Genomic DNA, 21217 nt, shown 5'->3' with positions numbered 1-21217 from the left:
ATATCGCGTGCCAAGTGGCGGTTATCATTTTAGCGAATCACTTTCCCGAATGCCTCGACGATGTCGGCGCGAAACGATGTGCCGCTATGCTTTTGAATCTCCAGGAACGCTTCCTGCTTGGAGTTCTCCTCGCGATACGAACGCGGCGTCGTCATCGCCAAGTACATCTCCACAATGCCCAGCATTTGAGATAAAGCCGGCACTTGCGCCCCCACCAGCCGGTACGGGTAGCCGGTCCCATCTATTTTCTCATGATGATATAGAAACGTCCGCTCCACTTCTTGAAAGTCCGGGATGCCCTCGCACAATTCCCGTGCCATATAACAGTGCTCGTGCACGACCTCATATTCGAACTCGGACAATTTGCCTTCTTTCTCAAACAGATAGTCCGGCAGCTTCACCCGGCTCACAAAATGCATGAGCGACAGCAAATCAATCTCCCACTCCTGTACAGAGACACCGCCGCAGACATGAACCAGCTTCTTGAGCAACGCGCTCATTTCGCCGATTTCCTTGCGTGATGTTTGCGTTTTGCGCTCGCCGACCGGAATGAACGACTGCAGCATGTTGATGACCTGCTGCTTTTGTTTGTGAAGAGAGGCGATCTCTGCATCGCGTTTGCTTTTGCGAACCGTCAATTGAATGAGTGCTCCAAGCAGTACGCTTCCGATCGCATATGCGTTTTTCGCAATGATGTCGAGGATAGGAAACGCGTTGCCGCTCCCCTTAAAGCCCATGCTTAGCCAGTGAAAAGCGATGAAATACAGCAGAAACAGCAAGGAGCCATAAGCATAGGCCCTGCGTTCCACCATCAGACTCAACATGATCGGAAAGAAAACGATCGCCACCCACAGCAGCTTTAAGCCAATTGGGTCGTAAAGAGAAATGAGCGCCATCACCGCAAAAATGACAGTCGGCGCCAGCCTTTGCGCATAGAGGCGGTGCGTAGGCAGCTTCCATTGGAGGCCATACATTCCCCAGCCAAAAAGCGCAACGGTCGCAGAGGCCACCATGTACAGCTGGGATTCGACATTCCGGGTGATTAGCCAGTAAACGGCTCCGCATGCCGCGCACAGGGTCGACAATCCCCCGATGATGATCATAATAAGCAAATGAATCGGATAACTCCCTAATCGCTGTAAAAACTTCATTGTTCAATCTCCCTTAGGTCTGCGAACTCAAGTCCGTTCCCTCGCAAGAAACATGGAAGCTCCGTTCATGACGGCATGCATTGCGGAAAGAATCGTCTCCGGGCTCGTATCTTTCATCAAATATCCGTCCACACCCGCGTTGAAGGCACGGTATATATCTTCACTTTCATCGAATGCTGTTACGATCATAATCTTCAATTGCGGAAAGAGCGCTTTCAAAACGCGCGCCCCTTCAATAATCGGGATGCCCGGCATTTTCAGATCGGTCAGCAGCAGGTCAGGCGCAAGCTTGATAACCTGCGAAAGGGCTTCTTCGCCATTCGCCGCTTCCCCCGCCACCTCGTAGGACCCGCAGCCTTCCAGCAGCATACGCAAGCCGGCCCTTACGATTTCTCGATCATCCGCAACAACTACCCTATACAAATCCGACACCCCTTTCTCGCGGAATACAAGCCGTAACCGTCGTACCTGCACCAGGTTCAGATTGAACAACAAGCGTTCCGTTCAAGGCTTTGATCCGGTTCTCCATGCCTTCGAGACCAAAATGCCGCTGCGTAAGTTCCTCCCGGATTGCCATCCCTCTGCCATCGTCCTTGACGGTTACTTCCCACTGCACACTGGTCACCTCAATATTGACGTACAAATGACTGGCCTGCGCGTGCTTGACGACATTATTGGCCGCTTCCTCAACAAGGTGGTAAATGGCTTCTTCCACCTCCAATTGTTCGTGCGGCGTCCAACCATTTTTCACAAAAACCGGCCTTACCTTCGTATGCTCCGTTACCCGATGCAGCAGCTTTTCAATCGCATGATGGAGATTGATCTTTCTTTTCTCATCTTTGAGCTCGGTAATGAACTGCCGAATATCCCGGTGGCTTTCTTTCACCTTCCTCTCCACTTCCAAGACGTGCGGAAGCATCTGCTCGCGAGCGTCTTGCGGAAGCGCTTGCTTAAGTTGAAAAAGTTGAATCGAAATGAAAAACAATTCCTGGGCAATGCCGTCATGGATGTTCTGAGCAATCGTCTCCCGCTCCAGAGAGACCGCAGCCTCCGCTGAGTGAGCCAGCTCTTCTTGCACGAAATGGTCGGCTTCCAGGCGAATCAGCATAAGCTGAATATACATTTTATGTATCGTCGTTAATTCATGCTTATTTGCCCTCACCAACAGCCAACCGTAATGGCTTCCCCGACGATCCGTCAACGTTTTTATATAATACGGCACCCTTTCCCCCGTTGGGGAGGGGAGATTCGCATATTGTTTAGGGAAAGATGGCGGATTTTGCTGCAAATAGTTCGCATAATAGGTATGCTTCCAGCTCTGAACTTTCCCCGACTCCAGCCATACGGGCAAAATCAGCAGCACATCGCGGCCATCCAATGCTTTTCTGAGCAGCTCCTCCGTATAAGGAATCCTTTCAATGGAAGACGATGACGCGGCATAAGTACGCGCCCTGTAAATCATCGCAAGCTGCCTGTACGTATGATAGACCGCTAGTCTGCTATGTTGATATAAGCCGATCAAAACACAAAAGATGAAAACAAGAAACCCGTACCCCCAATACCGACTAGCTTCAAGTTCCCCCGTCGGGCCGGGCAGCCAACGCAGGAGCAGCGGCAGCAGCGCTGCGTAAACAAGAACAATCGCATAGTACTGTTTCCAGCCCATCAGCCTTTTCCAAGGCAGGATGCCTGCAAAGCTATAGACCAACAGTGTGCTGGAAAGACCGCCTGTACGGCTCAGGAGGTAAAGCGTGCACGTCAAATCCAAGGCCGCTGTCGCCAACCAACCCCATTTGTTTTGAACCTGAAGGTAAGCCAAGGTAAATACCGTTTGCGCCAAAATTACCAACAGCAGCAGTTCGGGCTGCAGGCTGTAATTTTCAACATACAACCATAAACCGGCAAGCAGCAGCACCCATTTGCAGCCAACGAATACATTGAGATTTGCTTGGCTCTGTCCCTGTAGAATCATGTCGAATTACTCCCGAAAACTTAATGTAATCTTGATGGTTATTTCAATTTCAGTAAGCTACAATGAAAAGAGAAGTTGTAGTCTCAAAGTCATAGGTATTAGGAACTATATTTACTATATCATATCATGGTTAATTATTGGAGGTTATCCCGTTGCTTCGCATGATCATTCTTGATGACCATCCCCTTGTCCGGCAAGGTATTCGCATGATTGTATCCGCCAGCCCGCTCGTTCAAGTCGTCGGAGAAGCTGGCTCGACCCTTGAGGCGCTGGCGCTTCATCAGCAATTGGAACCCGATCTGGCTCTCGTCGATATCAATCTCGGCAACGAGAACGGTTTACAGTTGATTCGTAAAGCTCGTCAAACCGGGTCTGCGTGCAAATTCATGCTGCTGACCTCTTCGATTACACGCAGCGAGTTGCAAGAAGCCAAGGCGCTGCAGGTCGAAGGCATCTGCTTGAAGGAAGCTTTCCCCGAGGATTTGATCTACGCGGTCGAAGTCGTGGGGCGAGGCCGCAAATATTACGATGCCAGCCTTATGAACGCCTTCATGGAAGAACCGGCAAACTCGGCTAAAGCCCCCCTTGACGATCTCACGCCGAAAGAACTTGAAGTGCTCTGCGCTCTTGGCAAAGGGTGTTCCAACAAAGAGATTGCCGGGGATCTGTATATTACGGAGTTCACGGTCAAAAAGCACGTCAGCCAAATCCTGGCCAAGCTGGAGCTCACAGATCGAACGCAAGCAGCGCTTTACGCGCTCTCCAAAGGGCTAGTCGAATTCGAGCTGCAGCGCTAATATGCCAAAGATCCGCCGGTAGCGACCTGCGGATCTTCTTTTATTTCAGCTCAAGCGGCTTGGGGATAGCGTGAAAAGGGAACAAGGAAAAGGCAGCGTACCCCTTAAGCGCCTGAATGGACACCTGCCCCAAGGAGGGGTCCCGGCTGTCCTTGCTTTCGCCCAGCGTCCGATTGTCTCCAACTACAAACAAATGACCGTTTGCTACAATCTGTTCAGCCATGTCCTCAGATTTTCCAACGGTATACAGCTCGGCCAGCGGACTGCCGTTTACATAAATGACGCCGCCCGTAATCAGAACGTGGTCGCCCGGTACGCCGATAACCCGTTTAATGATGCTGTAACCCAAACGTTCATCCTTTAGTACAACCACATCCCCGTATTTCGGCGAGGAGAAGAAAAGCGAAAGCTTATTCATGAGCAGCACGTTTCCGTTATGCAGCGATGGATTCATGGAATTGCCGGACACCCTAGTCAGGCCGATCATGTTATTAATCAGAATAAAGACCAACGCCAACAATAAAAGAAATCGAATCCATCCCCATACTTCGCTCTTACTTTTTCCTGGTGCCGGGACGTCCGGCGTCAATTCATCCATGCGTGATTCCCCTTACGATTCATTGTAGGTTGCCGTCACGACGGTGGCCGGCGTTTCTTGCGGTCCGTAGACATCCGTTGTCACGGTCGGCGGCTGAGCTGGCTGCGGCTCAGCCGGCTGTGGTTGCGCAGGCTGCGGTTGCGCCGGTTGCGGTTGCGGCTGCGGCTGCCCCCCTCCGGGTGCACCTGCCCCTGGAGAAGGAACATACACCAACGCCGGCGGTGTGTAGCTATCGGCGAGCGCATTCATCCCTGCCTCTGCACTCGCCACAATCGCTTGCAGCTTATTCAGAATTTGCTCCCGATCCTGTGCCGTGCGAAGATCCATTTTATCCAGCAAACGCTGGGCATACTGATCGAGAATGTCCAGCTGTGCCCGCTTCTGCTCTTCGGTATAAGCATCCAAACTGTGGGATGCTGCTTCCAGTCGAAGCTGCAATTCTTTCTTCAACGCTTCTTTCTGCGCTTCCGTCTCTGACTTCATCGATTGATCCAGGCTTTGCATCGCTTGTTCCGATTTTTTGGAAAACCAGGAAGCCATCGAACCTGCAATGTCCAGATCTGCATAGGAAATCCCGGCCGAGGCCGTAAGGATCGCTGTTAAAGAAACAATTCCAGCTGCGATTTTCCGCTTCTTGGTGAATGGACTGTTCTTCTGTCTGCTTTTCATGCTGCCACCTCCTCAGAGTGATTAGAAAGAGCCGAAGCCCGCGAAGACGGGGCTCCGGCTTTGGAATTTGCCTTATGGGGTCGTGATTGCGCCAACGATGCTGTCGAGCTGAGCCAAGGAAGCCGTTGTCAACTGATCTGCTTTATCCGCAATTCTTCCTTGCGCAGCTTGCTGAAGCTCTGTCGTCAGTTGTTGAAGCTGAGCTTGCAGAGTGCTGATTTGGGAATCCAAATTCGCTTTCACTTCTGCTGTTGCTGTTGATTTTTCAGTAGCAATTAAACCTTCCAGCGTAGATTTCGTCGCCAGAATTTGCGCGGACAGTTCGTTAGTTGCCGTAGTTGTTGTACTCGCGACACCATCATTCAAACGATTCATGTACACGCCTTCGTGGTTTTTAACTGCATTTTGGATGTTTTTCGTATCTTGTACGCCGATTGCTGCTACGTTAGCATTCGTAGAAATATTCACACCGCTTACGAACGAATCGTATTCACCAGCGATACTGTTTGTAATGTCGTTGCCAGTCGAAGTAATTTGCGATGCGTAAGTATCTTTTTGACTTTTAATAGCAGCGTTCGCATCAGCCAATTCTGCTCTGCCCGTCGTTGCAATGTTCACCCGTGCTGCATCAATGCCGGATTGAACCGTAGTGTTCAAATCCGTTGTTTTCGATGTGTAATAGCTTCCGAAATCCCCTGAAATCGCTGCTTTAGCTGCAGAAGTCGCTGTGTTATACCAGCTTTGCAGTTGTACACCCGCGTCCGTCGCCGCAAAAGCTGTCCCCATACCCGCTACCAATCCGGTTGCAATTACGCCTACTGCCAATTTGCTTTTCAATGCTTTCATCGTTCATCAATCTCCCTTGGAATTAGTTTATTGGTTCAAAGCCTTGAATCGTTTGAGTTACCGTGCGTTCAAGCTCCGTTTGCATACGGCCGGTTGCCGAGGCAACATACGCATCAAACGCCTCCTGACTTGACTTGCTGAGTTCTGCCGCAGCGCGATCAAACTCATCCGTGTAATGGCTGCGCGCTTGATTGATTTGTCGAGCAGCCTGTTCGGCGGCAGCGGCCGACTCCTTGTCGAGCTGCTCACCTACGCTTGCGAGTGACGCCATTTCCGTATCGCTTAACGCACTTCTTGCTGTATTCATCTCTTCCCGCAGTTGGCCCTCAATCGCCTGCTGCTGGAGCTGCACTTGCAATTTCATCCATTGCTGCAGCGTTTCGCCTGCCCCGGTATACGCATAAGCCGTACCCGAAGCCACAAGAGTCGATAAGCTTAATGAAACGAGTATCGATTTACGCTTCAACCGCATCATTGTGCTTGCCGACCTCCTTTTGGCCTTGCTGCAATTGCTTACATTCTCATTGTAGTCTCATATCCATTTTGTGCCTTCACCCTTTGGAGTAGTTTTCAAGTGCTACTTTAGGGGTAGCGGATAGTATACTTTCGTACCAGATGCGAGCATCTTCGGCGCGACAACGACAAAAAAAGCGGCGGACCCGGACTCCAAAAAGTCCTAGCCTGCCGCAACGCTACTTTTATACATCACGCTCCAGAATCCCACTCATCTTCACCTGCTCGATCATGCCCGATACTGCTAAGGTAGAATCTTTTTATACCCAGACTTTACCAAGAAGCGAAGCCGTCCACCATGCAATAATGTCCATAAGAACGCATTTCAAATACGGAGGCCTAAAAACCGTGACAAACTTTGTTATTCGAAGAATGGAGCCGCCTTACGATTTTACTGAAATTGCCCCGCTGCTGAATATGATTTGGTCGGAACCGACAACCGCCGAACAATTAAAGACTGACGAAGAGAGCATACCACCCGGCAAGCTGCACTACAATGCAAACGGCCAGCTTGAAGGCTGGGATCGTCCCAAATGGGTTGCAGAGGACGCGGATGGACATGTCCTTGCGTATGCCATTGCTTGGCGGGCGCCGTGGACAGATCCTGGAGCGCTAATTTGCAGCCTGATTGTCGATCCGAAACATCGCGGCAAAGGAGTCGGCAATGCCATTTTCGCTGCTCTTCTTGCCTGGGCCACCGAGGTGAAGGCATCGCGGCTAATCAGCTTCATGCGGGAGACGGATGAGACGTCATTAGCTTTTGCCGCACGTCGCGGCTGTATGCAAGAACGACATACGTTCGAATCTGTATTGGAACTGGATGCGTTTGACGGCGGCCAGCTCTTGGACACGATTGCACAAGTGGAACGCAACGGGATCCATTTTGTAACATTAGCCGATGAACCTGGCGAAGAAAGCGAACGCCAATTGCATGAACTGTATCGTGTTACGCATCAAGATATTCCAGGCTTTTCGGAGGGCTTTCCCTGGTTCGAAGAATGGAAGAAATGGAATATCGACCGTCCCGGCGCACGCCCGGCATGGATTCACATTGCCAAGGACGGCGACCGCTACGTGGGCGTAGTTACTTTACAGCAAAATGAACAAACCCAAGCGATGTATCACGACTACACAGGCGTGCTGCCCGAATATCGCGGCCGCCGCATTGCTCTAGCTTTGAAACTGCTCGGCATCCAAACAGCTAGACGGCACGGCGTTCCTTATTTAAGAACGCATAACGACTCCTTGAATGGGCCGATGCTGCACATTAATCGCCAACTGCTTGGTTTCCGTGCGGAGCCTGGTCAATACAAGATGGTGCTCGAGCTGCCCAAATAAGCAGCCTTCCCAAGATTCAGCGCAGTAAGTGTGCAATCAACCCGAATGGATGCCTTGCGCTCGCGGCTACTTATCTACGTTGGCCGGAGATTAGCGGCAGAATGCGGCTTCTCCAAGCTCCATCATCACCCGCTAGAAACGTCTGCCATCCGCTAAAATAGGCTCAATCCATTCTGCGCGATGATTGCTTAGCAGGTGAATGTCCGCATACTCATGCCATACCGAAATATCCTCGAGCGCAGGCAAAGGCTGAATGTTCGACAAGAGCAGGCGCTTGGCCTGCTCTTTTTGAATGACAGGAAACCTTGTACAGAGCCGCGTCCAAAACGCTTCTTCTGTGATCGCGCCCTTCCATAGTTCGCTGCGGATCTCTTTTTTAAACAACATCAGCCCTTCGTAGGGCGTCCCCGTTTCCTCCTCCAACCTCTTCCAAAAGCGCGGTGAAAAATTGGTAGCCAATACACCCGGCAACATCCAGAATCAAGCTGTTTCGCTGCGACATCCATACGCCTCCACTCCGTAACGGGTCTAGTACATCTATTCTAGCACAATCGTTTTACGCAAATTCCCCTTTCCTGCACACGGCAAATCTGTGGGGAAAAAGCTGTAACGGATGTCAGCGCGCTTATTGTCCTGAAAACCGGGCATTTTGAAACTTAACGGATGCCATTGCGCTTATTTCGATGAAATTTGGTGAAATCGGGCCGATTTCATGGTAATAGGCGCTGTCACATCCGCTACAGCTTGAAATGGCGGATTTTGGGGCAGATAGGCGCTGTGGCGCCCGTTAGCGGCAGCCACGCGTCCGACGACGTTTCGTCCCCCGAAGAGAACTACATTCTGACCAAAATAACCACAAGCCTGCCTCATCTCAGACGATCTTGTGGTTACCAATCATGTGGTCATGCATACGTGCTTCACGTGTCGTACAGCCCATACACACGTATCGTCCGTCCTGCCTACTCTTCCTGCCGCCAACCGATCGGATACGCTTCCGACAGCGTGACGGGCAGCCGGCCGGCCGCTTTCTCGTTGCCGAGCAGCACGTGCGCGAGCGAGTGCATCGCCAACGGGCGATTCTCGTAGCAAGCGTAGTACGTCTGCACCTCCGGGAACTCGAGCAGATCGTACGGGTTCCGTCCGGCCGCTACGATCAAGCGCAGCCCTTCCTTCGCCGCCAACGCCTTCACCAGCTTTGTCTGACCTGACGAGAACGTCGCGTTGTACGTGACGACGATTGCTTGCTCCACCCCATCGCACAGCCCCACCAACTGTGCAACTTCCTCGTCGCTCGGATGCAAGCCGACGTATACTTCCCGAACCTCCTGGCCGGAAAGCTCAGCCAGGGCGCAACCGAGCGTCCCCGTCCGCTCGACGACCTCGTCGATCTCCGTGCCGGTCTGCACTTCCGTCCAGATCACGAGCAGCTTGTCGTCCACTCGCAGTTCTTCCCGGACCGTGTCCTTCACCTTCGTAACGCTCTTACGACTCAGCTCCCGCGCCAGCGCCTGATGCTCCGGCGTCGAGATCGGCCCCTCCGGCAGCGGGGCCATCGCCTCGAACAAGATGCCGCGCTTATACTTGTGCGTCATCACCCGCAGCACGGACTCGTCGATGCGCGACTCCGGAATGCGGCCGCTCTCGACGGCCGCAACCACTGCCTCGATCGCCGCAAGCTGGCGATCGAGCCGATGGCTGACCAGCAGCAGGTCAGCCCCTGCTTCAATGGCGCGGACCGCGCCTTCCGCCACGCCGATCCCCTCGGAGATCGCCTTCATTTCCAGGCAGTCGGTCACGACAAGCCCCCTGAATCGCAGCTCCTGGCGAAGCAGCTCGGTCAAAATCTTGTACGACAGCGTCGATGGCGTCGCAGTCGCGCAGTCCGCCAGCGCATCGAAAACGACATGCGCCGTCATAATCGCATCCACGCCGTCTTCGATGGCCCGGACGAACGGCGCCAACTCCAGCTCGCGCAGCCGCTCCATGCTGTGCGGCACGACCGGCAAGTCATGGTGCGAATCCGCCGCCGTATCCCCGTGCCCGGGGAAATGTTTGACGGTCGCAATGACCCCCATGTCCTGCAAGCCTTTGACCGCGTGAGTCCCCATATCGCTGACCAGTGCAGCCGTTTCGCCGTAGGAGCGCACGCCAATGACCGGATTCAGCCGGTTATTGTTGATGTCCAGGCAAGGGGCAAAATTCATATTCACGCCCATCTGCCGCAGCTCTTTCCCCATTACCTTCGAGCAGGCATACACGCCGGCCGGAGAAAACGCAGCCCCCAGCGCCATATTGCCCGGCAGCAGGGTGGCCCCTTTTTCGATCCGGGAGACCATCCCGCCTTCCTGATCGACCGCTATGAAGAGCGGCTGATTGCCGCTATTTTGCGAGATGGCCTGAAGCTCGGCCGACAGCTGCGCAAGCTGGATCGCATCCTGCACATTGCGCCGAAAATAAATGACGCCGCCAAGCCCGTACCCTTCAATAAGACGGGTAATTCCTTCGTTCGGCGTTGTTCCATCAAAGCCGCAGATGAAGAGCTGACCGACTTTTTGACGCAACGAAAGGGGGGAATGAGGGTTTGCTGGGGATGCCATGAATACACGCTCCTTGAGTGAATGTTAAGCTTTAATATGAACCATGATGCGTCTGTGCATCAAAAAATACATCGCGATGACGGGCAGCATGCTAAGCACAATGGCTGCGCTTAGCGAGCCGTAATTCATGTTGAGCTGGTCGTAGAACGCAACCATGCTGACCGGCAACGTGCGCAGCGTCTCCTTCGTCAGAAACACGTTCGCCATCATGAACTCATTCCAGCCCGTTAAGAAATTCAGCATAAAAACCGTAAACAGCGAAGGGATCGCAATCGGTACGAGAATGCGCCACAGCAGTCCGTGCATGGACAATCCGTCCATAATGCCGGCCTCCTCCAGCTCGCTGGAAATCGACGACATGAATGCGCTTACCATATAGATCGTCCACGGCAGCTCCAGCACCAGATAGGGCAGAATGAGCGCCAGCGGCGAATTCACCAAGTGCAAATCTCGAAGCAGCAGGTATAGCGGCACGATCAAGGCGCCCGACGGCACCAGCAAGGCAAGAAGAAAAACGCGTCGCAACAGCCTGCTGATGCGAGGGAACTTCATGCGTGTCAGGGCAAAAGCCGTAGTCGTCCCAAGCCCCAGCGCCGCCAGCGCGGAGACCGCCGAATTGACCACACTATTCAGGAAATACCGCCCCACATGCGCACCACTCCAGGCGTTCCAGTAGTTGGCCAAGGAAAGATTTGCTGGAAATGCCCATGGGGCGGCAATAATTTCCTTATTCGTTTTGAAAGAGGAGAGCAGTACCCAGCCCAGTGGGCATAGGATCACCGCGATGTAGACGAGCAGGACAAGGTGTGGCAGAAAACCCCGAAATCGCCTCACCAATCCACCTCCTCCCGCCTCCTCACGAGCTGCCCTAACGCGGCGGTCAACACCCCGGTAAACAGCAGAATCAGGATCGCAATGGAACTTGCGTACCCGTACTCGCCGAGGCGATACGCTTTTTTGAGCATATAGGAGCCCATCACTTCGGTAATGCCATACGGATTTCCTCCAGTCATCACAACGACAATGTCCAGCGCCTTCATGCCGCCCGTCACCGAGAGCAGCACCATGACGACAAGCACAGGCCGCAACAGGGGCACAATCATATGCCATGCCTGCCGCCAATTGCCGGCACCGTCCAGCTCCGCCGCTTCCAGGACAGGGCGAGGGATCGCCCGGATCGAAGCGGTGACAAGGATGACATAGAAGCCGAGCCACTGCCAAGCGTTGGCAATCAGAACCGCTGGCATCGCCGTCGCTTCATTCCCCAGCCACACTCGCTTCCAACTGGGCAGACCGACGGCCTCCCATACATGATTCAACATGCCCGCCTGTGGATGATAGATGAACCCCCACAGGACGCCGATCACCGCTGTGGACAGGATGGTCGGCGTAAAGATGAGTGTCTGGTACAGACTCATCCACCGTCTCACCCGGCTGACTAACAGGGCAAGGATCAGGATCAGCGGAATTTGGAGCCCTACGGCAAACAGAATAAAGAGAAGATTATTTCTCACGGCGATCCAAAAATAAGGATCCCCAAACGCCGTGCGGAAATTGGCCAGACCGTTATAGACCGGCGCCGACACGCCGTTCCATGACGTGAAGCCATAGCGCAGTGCCATCCCCATCGGCGTTAGAAAAAACAGCGCGAACACCAGCAAGGCCGGTGCTGTGAACCAGGCGTAAGCCCATGCATTTTTGCCCAATTGATTCATAGATCATCCTGCTATTTGGTATGGGATTCCTCCGCATTCGCGGCCTCCTGCTTCTTCTGAAGGTCGGCCGTCAAGGCCGCCGGATTCGTCCTGCCGCCGATCAGCTCCTGCATGCTGCGCTCCAGACTCTCGCGCACCTTCGTCTGAATGACGGAATCGAACGCAGGGAACGTCCCTTTGCTCGTTTCAAACACCTGCAAGATCTGGGAAATGAGCGGATTCACCTTCCCCGTATCCGACAGCTTCATCGCCGGCGGCATGCCTTCTTCAAGCAGTTGCCTTCGCTGCATCGGTTCGTTGTACATTTGCCTGATAAATTCTTTAATCGCCATGAGCTGATCCGGCGTCACCTTTTTGCTGAAACCGTAGGCGTTGGACCAGCCGCCATTGATGTAGCCGTCTCCCGGCCCGCCCATGGCCGGCAGGCTCATGAAACCGACATCGTTCACGATGGACGATTTCTCCGGATCAAGCAGAGGCGTATTCGCCCAACTGCCGTCAAACATAAAGGCGGCGCCGCCCGAGATAAACGTGTTCTGCTGCTCGGCGTACGCTAGCGCCAGGCTGCCGTCCTGAAAATAGCCTTTTTGAATCAACGTTTGATACTGCTCGAACGCCTGCAGCATGTCGGGATCCGTCCATTTGCGACTGCCGTCGAGCAGCCCGCCGATCGCTCCCGGCCCCGCCGTGCGCACCCACATCGTGTTAATCATCATGTTGATCACCCATGAATCCTTGGCAGCGAGCGCAAACGGCGTAATTTTGAGCGACTTCAGCTTCGCGGCGGCCGCCATAAGCTCATCCCACGTCTGCGGCGGTTGAATCCCGTGATTGGCTAGCATCTTTTTGTTGTAATATAAACCTTCCACATACCCAGCCATCGGAATCCCGTAGATTTTGCCGCCTACCGTAAATTCCTCGAAGCTGTAAAACTTGTCCGTTAATCCAAGCTCATGGAGAATCGGTGTCAAATCGAGCAGGCGATTCGCTTTCACGTAATCCCGCGTATCCGTGCCGCCGAACAGATCGAAAATTTCCGGCGGATTGCCCGCCGCCATCTCGGCCCGCAGCTTCTCGAAGCGGTTGACCTTATCCTCCACCCCATCGAGCGTGATGGTCAGTCCCGGCACCTTCGCTTCCGTCGCAGCCACGACATCCTGCAGCATCGCAAGCCGTTTCTTCTGCGTATCCTTGACCTGCGTATGCCGGATTGTCAATTGAATTGGCGCAGGCTTGCCGTCCTGCCCGCTTGCTGCTTCGCCGCGACCTCCATCGTTTGATCGATTACCGCCGAACAAGCTGCAGGAACTCAGCAGCAGCGTACTGCTCAGGGCAACCACGCCCCACACGAACGCCCTTTTCCTCATGTTCCGCCTGACTCTCCTTTTAGGGCGTGTCTGAAAACCCGCTCAGGGGCATCTCTCACCACCTTTTCGCCCCCTACTGCGTCACTTTCGCTTGACGTACCCCCGGTACGCCTTCACAAAAGTTCCTTGCATGGAACGAAAATTCGGCAAAATCTGCGGCCCTCGGAGCATTCAGACACGCCCTAGCTCATATATTTAGTATAAGGGAACCCCACCGGGTGCTAAAGACCAACAAATTCCTAATAGAGGGACAAAATTCTCTAGTCGCGCGAACTGTTATCCGTGCGCTTTTCCCGGTATTCCGACGGGATTTGCCCCGTAAATTTCTGAAAAACTTTCGTAAAATAGCGCCGCTCCGCATAACCGACGGCACGCCCGATATCCGTGATGCTCTTGTCGCTGTGCAGCAGCAAGGACTTCGCAATCTCCATGCGATGCTTTGTCAGGTATTCCACGAAAGTTTCGCCGAAGTGCTGCTTGAACAGCAGGCTGAAATACGAAGCGGAGATGCCCAGACTGCCGGCAATATCCTCGATCCCAAAATCGTTCGAATACTGTGTCCTTATGTATTCCTTCGCAGAAGCCATCAAGAGCTCGCTGTTTTTCTTCTTGTTCGTTCCTTCCAGCCCGATCGCCACAAGCTGTGTCATCACCTGCAGCAGAAGCGGGATGCTTTCGCTCTTATCGAGCTGGCCCCACATCTGCTCTTCCTCCGCGGGCGTGATGGCGTTCATCTCGCGCAATTCGCGGAGCACATGCAAAATCAGGTAGTGCAGCATCTGATACGCCCGTGTCATCGAGGTGCCGGGCAGCCCCTCGAGCATCGCTTGCAGCCGCTGCAGCGCATCCAATGTAGCAGGTCGGCTCACCTGCTTAAGCCCGGTGACGATCTCCGCGACGAGATCCCACAGCGTGCCGGAGGCATCGGCCGTCTCTCGCGTTTCGCGGCAAGGCACCACCGCTGCCGGGGTGAGCTGCAGATCGCGCTGCAGCTTGCTATACGTCGCCGACAGCTCGCCGAGCGGCACCGGCGACACATAATAGCCGACGCGGATGCCGACGTCGACGGCGCGGTTCACCGCTTGCAGCAGCGTAGCCGCAAGCGCCTCCAATTTGGCGGGCGATTCCTCCGCCGCGCCCGTCCATGGCAGCAGAAGCGCCCACTCGCCCTCTCGCATCTGCAGAATCGTTGCCGCCTCCCGCTCCTCGGCGAGTACATGATGGAGCACCTTTCGCGCCGCGAGGTTCCAGGCTTTTCGCTCCGGCTCGCTCCACGTCAGTGTATGCTCCGAGTACATATCCACATCGAGTATCGCCAGGAGATACGTGACTGTTTGAAAATCCGCACGATCGATCGGCAAATAGCCGTCCGCCTCGAAATCCAAGTCGTTCAGGATAACGTCTTGCAGCACTTTTTCATAGACCAGACTTTGCAGTTTCCCCAGCTTCAACTGCTCTTCCTGCGCCTGATGCTTGCGATCGCGAATGTCGTTCGCCAGCTTGCGAATCGAATTCTCGAGCTCCTCGTAATCAATCGGCTTCAAAATATAATCGCTCACGCCAATCCGCAGCAGCGAGCGCACATACTCAAAATCCTGATAGCCCGTCACCATCAGCACCTTGCAATCCTCGTTAATCTCCCGCAGCTTATGGATAAACGCAATCCCGTCCATATGCGGCATCCGAATGTCGCTCATGACGAGATCAGGCACGAATCGCTCGCAGAGCTCGTAGGCTTCCAGTCCGTTCTTCCCCGTACCGACAATGTCAATCCCCAGCTCGTCCCAAGGAATGACCCCCTGCAAATTGCGCAAAATATTCGGTTCATCATCCGCCAAAATCGCCGTCAGCCTCATCCTACGATTCTCCCTTTCTTCGGAATAACAACCTTGATCGTCGTACCCGCGCCTTCCTGCGAGCAAATAAACATGCCGTACCGCTCGCCATACTGAATCCGAACCCGGTCCGCGACATTGCTGAGTCCGAGCCCGCGGCGCTCCTCGCCGTCCATAATTTCATGCAGCGGCGTTTCCAGCTCCGTTTTATAATGAAATTTCGCCAATTTCTCATTGCTGATGCCGACGCCGTTGTCGGAGACGTAAAGCCCAATGCTCTCGCCTTCATCCTGGGCGTGAACCGTAATCTGCCCCATCGCCTCCATCGGCTCGATGCCATGCTGCAAGCTGTTCTCCACCAGCGGCTGCAAGGTCAGCTTCAAAATATCGTAATGGAGCAGCTCCTCCGGCGCCTCAATCGTATAGTGAAACCGATCCTCGAAGCGGTATTCCTGAATTTGCAAATAGCTGCGCAGATGATCGAGTTCCTGCTTGAGCGAAATTTCTTCGCGATTTTCCATCCCGATACGCAGCAAGTTGCCGAGCCGGACGACCATTTGGCTCACTTTTTTTCCTTGATTCTGAATCGCAAGCACATTGATCGACTCTAGCGTATTAAAAAGGAAATGCGGCTTAATCTGCGCCTGGAGCAGCATCAGCTCGGCTTTATTTTTGCGATCCTGCTGCTTCTTCACCTCATCGAGCAAATCCTCCACCCGTGCCACCAGCGAGTTAAAGCCTCGGGCCAAGGCCGACGTCTCGTCCTTCCCGCTCTCTTCCATTCGCGTCGTCAGATCGCCGCGCTCCACCTTTTTCATCGAGGACAACATGCGCAGGATCAGTTGAATGATGCGCCGAACGAAGACGAGGTTGTACATCAGGGCAAAAAACAAAGAGACAAACGTAATCCCCGCCACCAGCTTCATTATCGTCTCCAGCTCGCCGGCTACGTACTTCCAGGACGTGATCGAGACGACACTCCAGTCCTGAACCCCCATCTGGCTCAAATTCAGATGATAGAGCGACACGAGGCTTTTCTCATCCTGAAAATTCGACTGGAAACTGTAGTTGATCTTTTGAAGCTCCAACTTACCTTGCAGCAGCTGAAGGATATTCGCGCCCTCCAGATTTTGCTTGTTATCGTAAAATATAAGACCGTTCTTATTCACGAGCAGGTAGCGGCTCGAATTCTCCGTATTGAACGATTTGAAAATCTGATCGAGCTCACTGAATTTATATTTGGTCAGCATGTAGCCGAGGTTGTCCATCGTCCAGAAATCTTTGACAATCCGGGCCTGATAGAACTCGCCACGCGCGGTGCCAAACTCTTTATACTCCGAAGGGCCGATCCATAGCGGACTCCCGTTGAGGGCTTCAATTTGCTGAAAAGCCGTGCTCTGACTAAGCGTCGCCCAAGGCAGTGCGCCCGCGCTCGTACGTCCGGCACTGAACAGCTTGCCGACATTATTGTAAATCATGACAGATTGAATGGGGGAATACGTCAAAATGGAGCCGCGCAGAAACGTATCGAACGCATTCTGATCGTAGGACGACAGCGTTTCGTTCGCCTTCACCTGATCCATCGTGCGGTAAATTTCCTGCACACTGTCCTTCACCATCCAGAAATCCGAAAAATAGTTCGCTTCCTTGAACATGTAGTAAATGTTCCGGGAAATCGCCTGCAGCGTCACTTCGGTCAGGTCGCCGTACTTCTTCTCAATGAGCTGCTGCGACACCGAGTAGACGGCCGTCCCCAGCACAAAAAGCGGAATTATAATAAAAAATAAAAAGCCGAGGAATACTTTTTTATTCAAATTCATGAACGTTGCCGGGCTCCCTCCACCATAATCTGACACCTTCATTGTAAAGGAAGTGTGAAAGTTTAACCAGCGGTTAAGAGGTGCGCTATGAATAATGAAAAATCGTTCCCGCAGTTCTACACCGCGACAACGATTCATGGATTGATCGTTATGAAATTGTGCAATTATTAGGAGCTGCGAGGGAAATTTACAACACTTTATTTCGTCGCAGTCTAACGTGTCGGAAGTAAATACAAAACAACGGAAGCCCTACCTCTCTTCCATCCTTGCGGCTCCGATGACCGCGCCAGTGAGAATTGCGAAACCAAACACTTGCTGCCGAAACACTTTCGCTGCCTCGGGTTACCAATACAAATAAGGTGATGGATGCCTTTTCGAAAAGAACTGACAAGAAGAGGGGGTTATGTTCATCTTGCGGAATCGTTCGTGTGGGGTAAATGGAGGCCCTGTATGAAGTGTTATTCGTTTCATTTCAATCAATAGCAACAATTTTACATGAAATTGATTTGTTTGTCAACCGCCAAAATTGCGGTGGCGCGTGCTTGCCGCGGCACGACACTCACCGCATGAATGTTGATCCTACTCTTTCCCGCTGTACAACTGCTTGAATTCAGACGGTGTCATGCCCGTATGTTTCTTGAACAGCTCACTGAAGTGCGGCCTGTCCTCGTAACCCAGCGATTGCGCAATGTCCTGCACCTGTTTGCCTTCGACAAGCATTACCTTTGCTCGCTCCATTCGTTCTGACGTGACGAACTGAACGACGGTCATCCCCGTTACTTTTTTGAATAGATTTGCAAAATAGCTGCCGCTCAAATAAACGAGCTTGGCGTAATCGTTAACAGTCATATCTGAATCCACATGCTGACGAATGTAAGCAATCACCTGTTCTACTACCTGATTGGCTTCCTCGGTTTGCCGCTTCTGAATTCGCTCGCAGCCGATTCTGCACAACTCCTTGATGTTGGTTCGAAGCTCAGTCAGTTTGAAGGAGGTCAGATTTTTGATAGACTGCCACTCGCGTTCAATCGCCTTCATTTCTTCGTCCGTCAGCTTTTCGGAGAACACCCGCTTGATGAGGAACGCAACATCGTCGCCATACCCTTTCACTGTTTGCGGAGCCGGCGGCGTACCTCCCGTCAGCGTCTCCTCAAAGAGCTCGTCAACGATGGCACAAGCTTTTACCAAATTACCGGATCTTAAACAATAAAACAGCTCCTTCTCCTTCTCCGGAGAATATCGCGGCAATTCCTCCTGCATCGGGCTCTTGTTTGGAAAGCTGTACACCGTGTTGCCCCCTGTGTAGAAGCTGTATGACAGCGCCGCGAGCGCCTGCGCATATGCGTGGGATATTTGATGAATGGCCGCAACTTCTTCTCCAAGACCGAGCGAAACGGTGTATCTGGAGAATTTGGCGACATTCTCGCGACATTGCTCTGCAATGGCTTCCAAGCCGAAGGAATCGGTCGGATTAAAGATCGCGACGAACCGGTTGGTATTGTCGCGGAACACGAAAGCCTGGGTATGCCTGCCCAAGGTTTCCTCCAGAATGTTGTGTACAGTAAACCGAATAAGCTCAACTTCTTGAACCGGCAGCATATCCGTTTGCTCCATGAACTGGTCGATTTCTGCCAGCATGACGGCAAAGCGCTCGCGCGACAGCCCGATGTTCAGAAAATCCCAGCGCCTCGCCGCTTGCTCAGGGGTTGTCCGGAATTGCAGCAGCAATTGGAAATATTCCTGCCGCAAATAGGGCAAGCTTTCACGCAGCTTCCTCTCCATCTCGTGGTATCTCTGCGTTTCGCCCATCTCTTCTTCAATCGCATGACGGGCCTTCAGGACCACGTCGATCATTTTTTTCGGATTGATCGGCTTCACAATATAGTCGAAAGCACCGAGCTGCACGGCTTGCTGCGCATATTGGAAATCGGTGTATCCGCTCATGAAAACGATTTTGGTACGAGGATGCTTCTGCAGCACCTGTTTTGTCATCTCCAAGCCGCTCAATCTCGGCATGCGTATATCGGTCAGCACGATATGCGGTTCCGTTTCATCAATGAGTTCAAGTCCCTTCTGCCCATTGCTCGCCGTCCCCGTGATGCGGATACCGTACGCTTCCCAGTCGATTTGGGTCGCAATGCCTTCCACTACGGTTTTGATATCGTCAATTACACACATTCTAATTGCTTCAGTCATAAGGCCCTCCTTCCCCTCCAAACGGTATAATCAATGTAACCGAAGTAGAAATATAGGGTTCGCTGTGCATCACAATATCCGCCCCATGACCGTAATGCAGCCGCAATCGTCCATAGACGTTGCGGAGTGCATAACTCTTGGCTTCGGCGTGCTCCTGTTTCATATTTGCCATCACAGATGGAACGTTCATTCCCGCTCCATTATCCTCAACCGTAAGACGCAATTGGGCTTGGGAACGAGCTATCGACACCTTTATGAAGCCCTTCCTCTCCATCTCTTGAAATCCGTGCAAAATGGTGTTTTCCACCAAAGGCTGCAGCAGTATTTTCAAAATCGGCTCCTCCAGCAGGGAGTCATCCTCTAGCTCAATCGTATACTCAAACAGATCCTCATAGCATTTTTGCTGGATGATGAGATACTGCCGAACATGATCGATTTCCATATTCAATGTTGTCATCTCGTTTCCGCCATTGAGCCCAAGTTGAAACAGCATTGAGAGCGAAGTAATCATTTCGGTAACATCCTGGTTTTGAGCGCTTTCCGACTTCCATAGGATGGTGTTCAGCGTATTGTATAAAAAATGGGGATCAATCTGCGCTTGAAGCGCCTTCACTTCCATTTTGCGTTTTTCGAACTCGGCTTCCTTGACATTCTCAATAAGCGAGGCGATTTCTTCCAGCATCCGATTGAATTTGAGTCCGACTTGAGCGACTTCATCCTGATATCGGCTTTCAAACCGCACATCCAAATGATTGTTTTCAACTTTCCGCATTAGGCCCTGTAGCTTGTGAAGGGGCTTCAGCAGTACGCTTGCGATGACATTGGACAACACGAATGCCAGTACGATGCAACACAGCATAATGATCAGCGTAATCGTTTTAATACGATTCACCTGTCTCAAGAGATCTGCTTGCGTCTGCAAGCTGACCATCGTCCACTGCTTGTTCAGGGTGAGCCGGGAGAAATTGACGAGATAGGCTTTGTCCTCCAACGAATACTTGAAAAATCCGCGATCCTGCACTTGCAACCTGTTTAAGAAGCTTGGGTCCTTTTGGAAAGCAGACTTCTGACCGTTAATGGGAAGTACGATTTCGCCGCTGCCCGCAATCAGAAAATACTCGGAGGCGTTATCGAGCAGATCATCGGTGACAACACGTCGAAGCGCTTCTTCTTTCACATTAACGACGATATTTACATCGCGAATATTCAGTTCCGTTACGGGCTTCATGATCAACGAAACCACTTCTTGCCTGCCGTAGAACAGTAAGTCCTCATGATTTTTTACCCACATCACACGTTCGTTACTGTCCAGATAAGGATTCAGCACTGTGTCTCGCAGCCGGGTTTGGCTCCGCAAATCATTCGTTGCGAACATCTCCCCGATCGGTGTGGAGATGAGCACGGATTGAATTGACGGCTCAATCAACTTCATTTGACCAAGCGGCGTCTGCAAGGCGGATAACCGGGTATAGTAGTTCGACGTATCGCGAGCTGCCACGTCCTCCATTGTCTGCTTAAAGGCATCGCTTAACATCATGGATGACGTCGTAACGATAATATGCCGAAGCTTTTCGTCCAGAATGCGAGCGGATTTGTTCAGTGTATTCTGACTAGAAATGAACGCCCCTTGTTCCGTCGAGCGGAAAGCAATCCAATATGACATTCCACCGGTCAGTGCAATCGAGAGAATGGTGAGCAGCAGCACCGAAATACGCAACCTTTGGCGAAGTGATAACTGATAATACCGATCTTTCAGACAAACCCGCCTCCTTCTGGACGAATAGCCAAGGGACGCGCTGCTCT

At 52.5% G+C, this 21217-nt stretch carries 18 protein-coding genes; 2 read left to right on the top strand and 16 right to left on the bottom strand.

The genetic code is table 11. The features are described 5' to 3' along the window. Window positions 1-29: 29 nt before the first annotated feature. The 3 genes from EJQ19_RS18095 to EJQ19_RS18085 are packed head-to-tail and all read right to left on the bottom strand — an operon-like array spanning window position 30 to window position 3123. Window positions 30-1151, bottom strand: coding sequence for an HD-GYP domain-containing protein (locus tag EJQ19_RS18095; RefSeq protein WP_126142638.1), 1122 nt, complete (start codon window positions 1149-1151; stop codon window positions 30-32). Between the two features lie 27 nt (window positions 1152-1178). Then, window positions 1179-1574: a response regulator gene (locus tag EJQ19_RS18090; protein WP_126142637.1), complete on the bottom strand. Its 396-nt coding sequence runs from the start codon at window positions 1572-1574 to the stop codon at window positions 1179-1181. Next, the gene (locus EJQ19_RS18085; RefSeq protein ID WP_126142636.1) at window positions 1567-3123 is read right to left on the bottom strand and encodes a sensor histidine kinase; all 1557 of its coding nucleotides are present in this window, start codon (window positions 3121-3123) and stop codon (window positions 1567-1569) included. The genes EJQ19_RS18090 and EJQ19_RS18085 overlap by 8 nt, the downstream gene beginning before the upstream one ends. A gap of 161 nt (window positions 3124-3284) precedes the next feature. On the opposite strand from EJQ19_RS18085, the gene EJQ19_RS18080 reads away from it, so the two are divergent. Then, a complete protein-coding gene (locus EJQ19_RS18080; protein WP_126142699.1) occupies window positions 3285-3920 on the top strand; it encodes a response regulator in 636 nt (211 codons plus the stop codon). Window positions 3921-3960: 40 nt separating this feature from the next. Here the strand turns inward: EJQ19_RS18080 and lepB are convergent, their stop codons facing one another. From lepB to EJQ19_RS18060, 4 genes are all read right to left on the bottom strand, one after another. Further along, the gene (gene lepB, locus EJQ19_RS18075) at window positions 3961-4518 is read right to left on the bottom strand and encodes a signal peptidase I (protein ID WP_126142635.1); all 558 of its coding nucleotides are present in this window, start codon (window positions 4516-4518) and stop codon (window positions 3961-3963) included. Window positions 4519-4530: 12 nt separating this feature from the next. Continuing rightward, entirely contained in the window at window positions 4531-5187 is a 657-nt protein-coding gene (locus EJQ19_RS18070; protein WP_126142634.1) for a hypothetical protein, read from the bottom strand. 72 nt (window positions 5188-5259) lie between these two features. Beyond that, a complete protein-coding gene (locus EJQ19_RS18065) occupies window positions 5260-6033 on the bottom strand; it encodes a hypothetical protein (protein ID WP_126142633.1) in 774 nt (257 codons plus the stop codon). A 22-nt stretch (window positions 6034-6055) separates the two neighbouring features. Beyond that, window positions 6056-6508: a hypothetical protein gene (locus tag EJQ19_RS18060; protein WP_126142632.1), complete on the bottom strand. Its 453-nt coding sequence runs from the start codon at window positions 6506-6508 to the stop codon at window positions 6056-6058. 386 nt (window positions 6509-6894) lie between these two features. Between EJQ19_RS18060 and EJQ19_RS18055 the strand changes: the two genes are divergently transcribed. Next, complete coding sequence (locus EJQ19_RS18055; RefSeq protein ID WP_164716604.1) at window positions 6895-7884, top strand: GNAT family N-acetyltransferase; 990 nt, start codon at window positions 6895-6897, stop codon at window positions 7882-7884. A gap of 132 nt (window positions 7885-8016) precedes the next feature. On the opposite strand, the gene EJQ19_RS18050 is transcribed toward EJQ19_RS18055, so the two are convergent. From EJQ19_RS18050 to EJQ19_RS18010, 9 genes are all read right to left on the bottom strand, one after another. Continuing rightward, window positions 8017-8343 carry a hypothetical protein gene (locus EJQ19_RS18050; RefSeq protein ID WP_126142630.1) on the bottom strand — a complete coding sequence of 109 codons (327 nt, stop codon included), beginning with the start codon at window positions 8341-8343 and terminating at the stop codon, window positions 8017-8019. 500 nt (window positions 8344-8843) lie between these two features. Then, complete coding sequence (nagZ, locus tag EJQ19_RS18045; protein WP_126142629.1) at window positions 8844-10481, bottom strand: beta-N-acetylhexosaminidase; 1638 nt, start codon at window positions 10479-10481, stop codon at window positions 8844-8846. Window positions 10482-10505: 24 nt separating this feature from the next. Beyond that, complete coding sequence (locus tag EJQ19_RS18040) at window positions 10506-11315, bottom strand: carbohydrate ABC transporter permease (RefSeq protein WP_241242969.1); 810 nt, start codon at window positions 11313-11315, stop codon at window positions 10506-10508. Beyond that, entirely contained in the window at window positions 11312-12196 is an 885-nt protein-coding gene (locus EJQ19_RS18035; protein ID WP_126142627.1) for a carbohydrate ABC transporter permease, read from the bottom strand. Before EJQ19_RS18035 ends, EJQ19_RS18040 begins: the two co-directional genes overlap by 4 nt. An 11-nt stretch (window positions 12197-12207) precedes the next feature. Next, window positions 12208-13563, bottom strand: coding sequence for an extracellular solute-binding protein (locus tag EJQ19_RS18030; RefSeq protein ID WP_126142626.1), 1356 nt, complete (start codon window positions 13561-13563; stop codon window positions 12208-12210). 260 nt (window positions 13564-13823) lie between these two features. Next, on the bottom strand, window positions 13824-15419 hold the full coding sequence (locus EJQ19_RS18025) for a response regulator transcription factor (protein ID WP_126142625.1): 1596 nt from the start codon (window positions 15417-15419) through the stop codon (window positions 13824-13826). Further along, the gene (locus tag EJQ19_RS18020) at window positions 15416-17218 is read right to left on the bottom strand and encodes a cache domain-containing sensor histidine kinase (protein ID WP_164716603.1); all 1803 of its coding nucleotides are present in this window, start codon (window positions 17216-17218) and stop codon (window positions 15416-15418) included. The genes EJQ19_RS18025 and EJQ19_RS18020 overlap by 4 nt, the downstream gene beginning before the upstream one ends. A gap of 579 nt (window positions 17219-17797) precedes the next feature. Further along, window positions 17798-19414 (bottom strand): response regulator, encoded by a 1617-nt coding sequence (locus tag EJQ19_RS18015; protein WP_126142623.1) that lies wholly within the window; start codon window positions 19412-19414, stop codon window positions 17798-17800. Further along, window positions 19407-21119, bottom strand: a complete 1713-nt coding sequence (locus tag EJQ19_RS18010) for a sensor histidine kinase (RefSeq protein ID WP_126142622.1) — start codon at window positions 21117-21119, stop codon at window positions 19407-19409. The genes EJQ19_RS18015 and EJQ19_RS18010 overlap by 8 nt, the downstream gene beginning before the upstream one ends. Window positions 21120-21217 lie beyond the last annotated feature (98 nt).

Origin of the sequence: Paenibacillus whitsoniae (assembly GCF_003955665.1) — a bacterium.
Classification (GTDB): Bacteria; Bacillota; Bacilli; order Paenibacillales; family NBRC-103111; genus Paenibacillus_E; species Paenibacillus_E whitsoniae.
This window is presented reverse-complemented; position numbering and strand designations above follow the sequence as displayed.

Excerpts from the sequence above, each read along its gene's own strand:
- EJQ19_RS18070 (WP_126142634.1), bottom strand. The coding sequence starts at position 5,187 with ATGAAAAGCAGACAGAAGAACAGTCCATTCACCAAGAAGCGGAAAATC.
- nagZ (WP_126142629.1), bottom strand. The coding sequence starts at position 10,481 with ATGGCATCCCCAGCAAACCCTCATTCCCCCCTTTCGTTGCGTCAAAAA.
- EJQ19_RS18080 (WP_126142699.1), top strand. The coding sequence starts at position 3,285 with ATGATCATTCTTGATGACCATCCCCTTGTCCGGCAAGGTATTCGCATG.
- EJQ19_RS18035 (WP_126142627.1), bottom strand. The coding sequence starts at position 12,196 with ATGAATCAATTGGGCAAAAATGCATGGGCTTACGCCTGGTTCACAGCA.
- EJQ19_RS18025 (WP_126142625.1), bottom strand. The coding sequence starts at position 15,419 with ATGAGGCTGACGGCGATTTTGGCGGATGATGAACCGAATATTTTGCGC.
- EJQ19_RS18085 (WP_126142636.1), bottom strand. The coding sequence starts at position 3,123 with ATGATTCTACAGGGACAGAGCCAAGCAAATCTCAATGTATTCGTTGGC.
- EJQ19_RS18020 (WP_164716603.1), bottom strand. The coding sequence starts at position 17,218 with ATGAATTTGAATAAAAAAGTATTCCTCGGCTTTTTATTTTTTATTATA.
- EJQ19_RS18030 (WP_126142626.1), bottom strand. The coding sequence starts at position 13,563 with ATGAGGAAAAGGGCGTTCGTGTGGGGCGTGGTTGCCCTGAGCAGTACG.
- EJQ19_RS18095 (WP_126142638.1), bottom strand. The coding sequence starts at position 1,151 with ATGAAGTTTTTACAGCGATTAGGGAGTTATCCGATTCATTTGCTTATT.
- EJQ19_RS18065 (WP_126142633.1), bottom strand. The coding sequence starts at position 6,033 with ATGAAAGCATTGAAAAGCAAATTGGCAGTAGGCGTAATTGCAACCGGA.
- EJQ19_RS18060 (WP_126142632.1), bottom strand. The coding sequence starts at position 6,508 with ATGATGCGGTTGAAGCGTAAATCGATACTCGTTTCATTAAGCTTATCG.
- EJQ19_RS18015 (WP_126142623.1), bottom strand. The coding sequence starts at position 19,414 with ATGACTGAAGCAATTAGAATGTGTGTAATTGACGATATCAAAACCGTA.
- lepB (WP_126142635.1), bottom strand. The coding sequence starts at position 4,518 with ATGGATGAATTGACGCCGGACGTCCCGGCACCAGGAAAAAGTAAGAGC.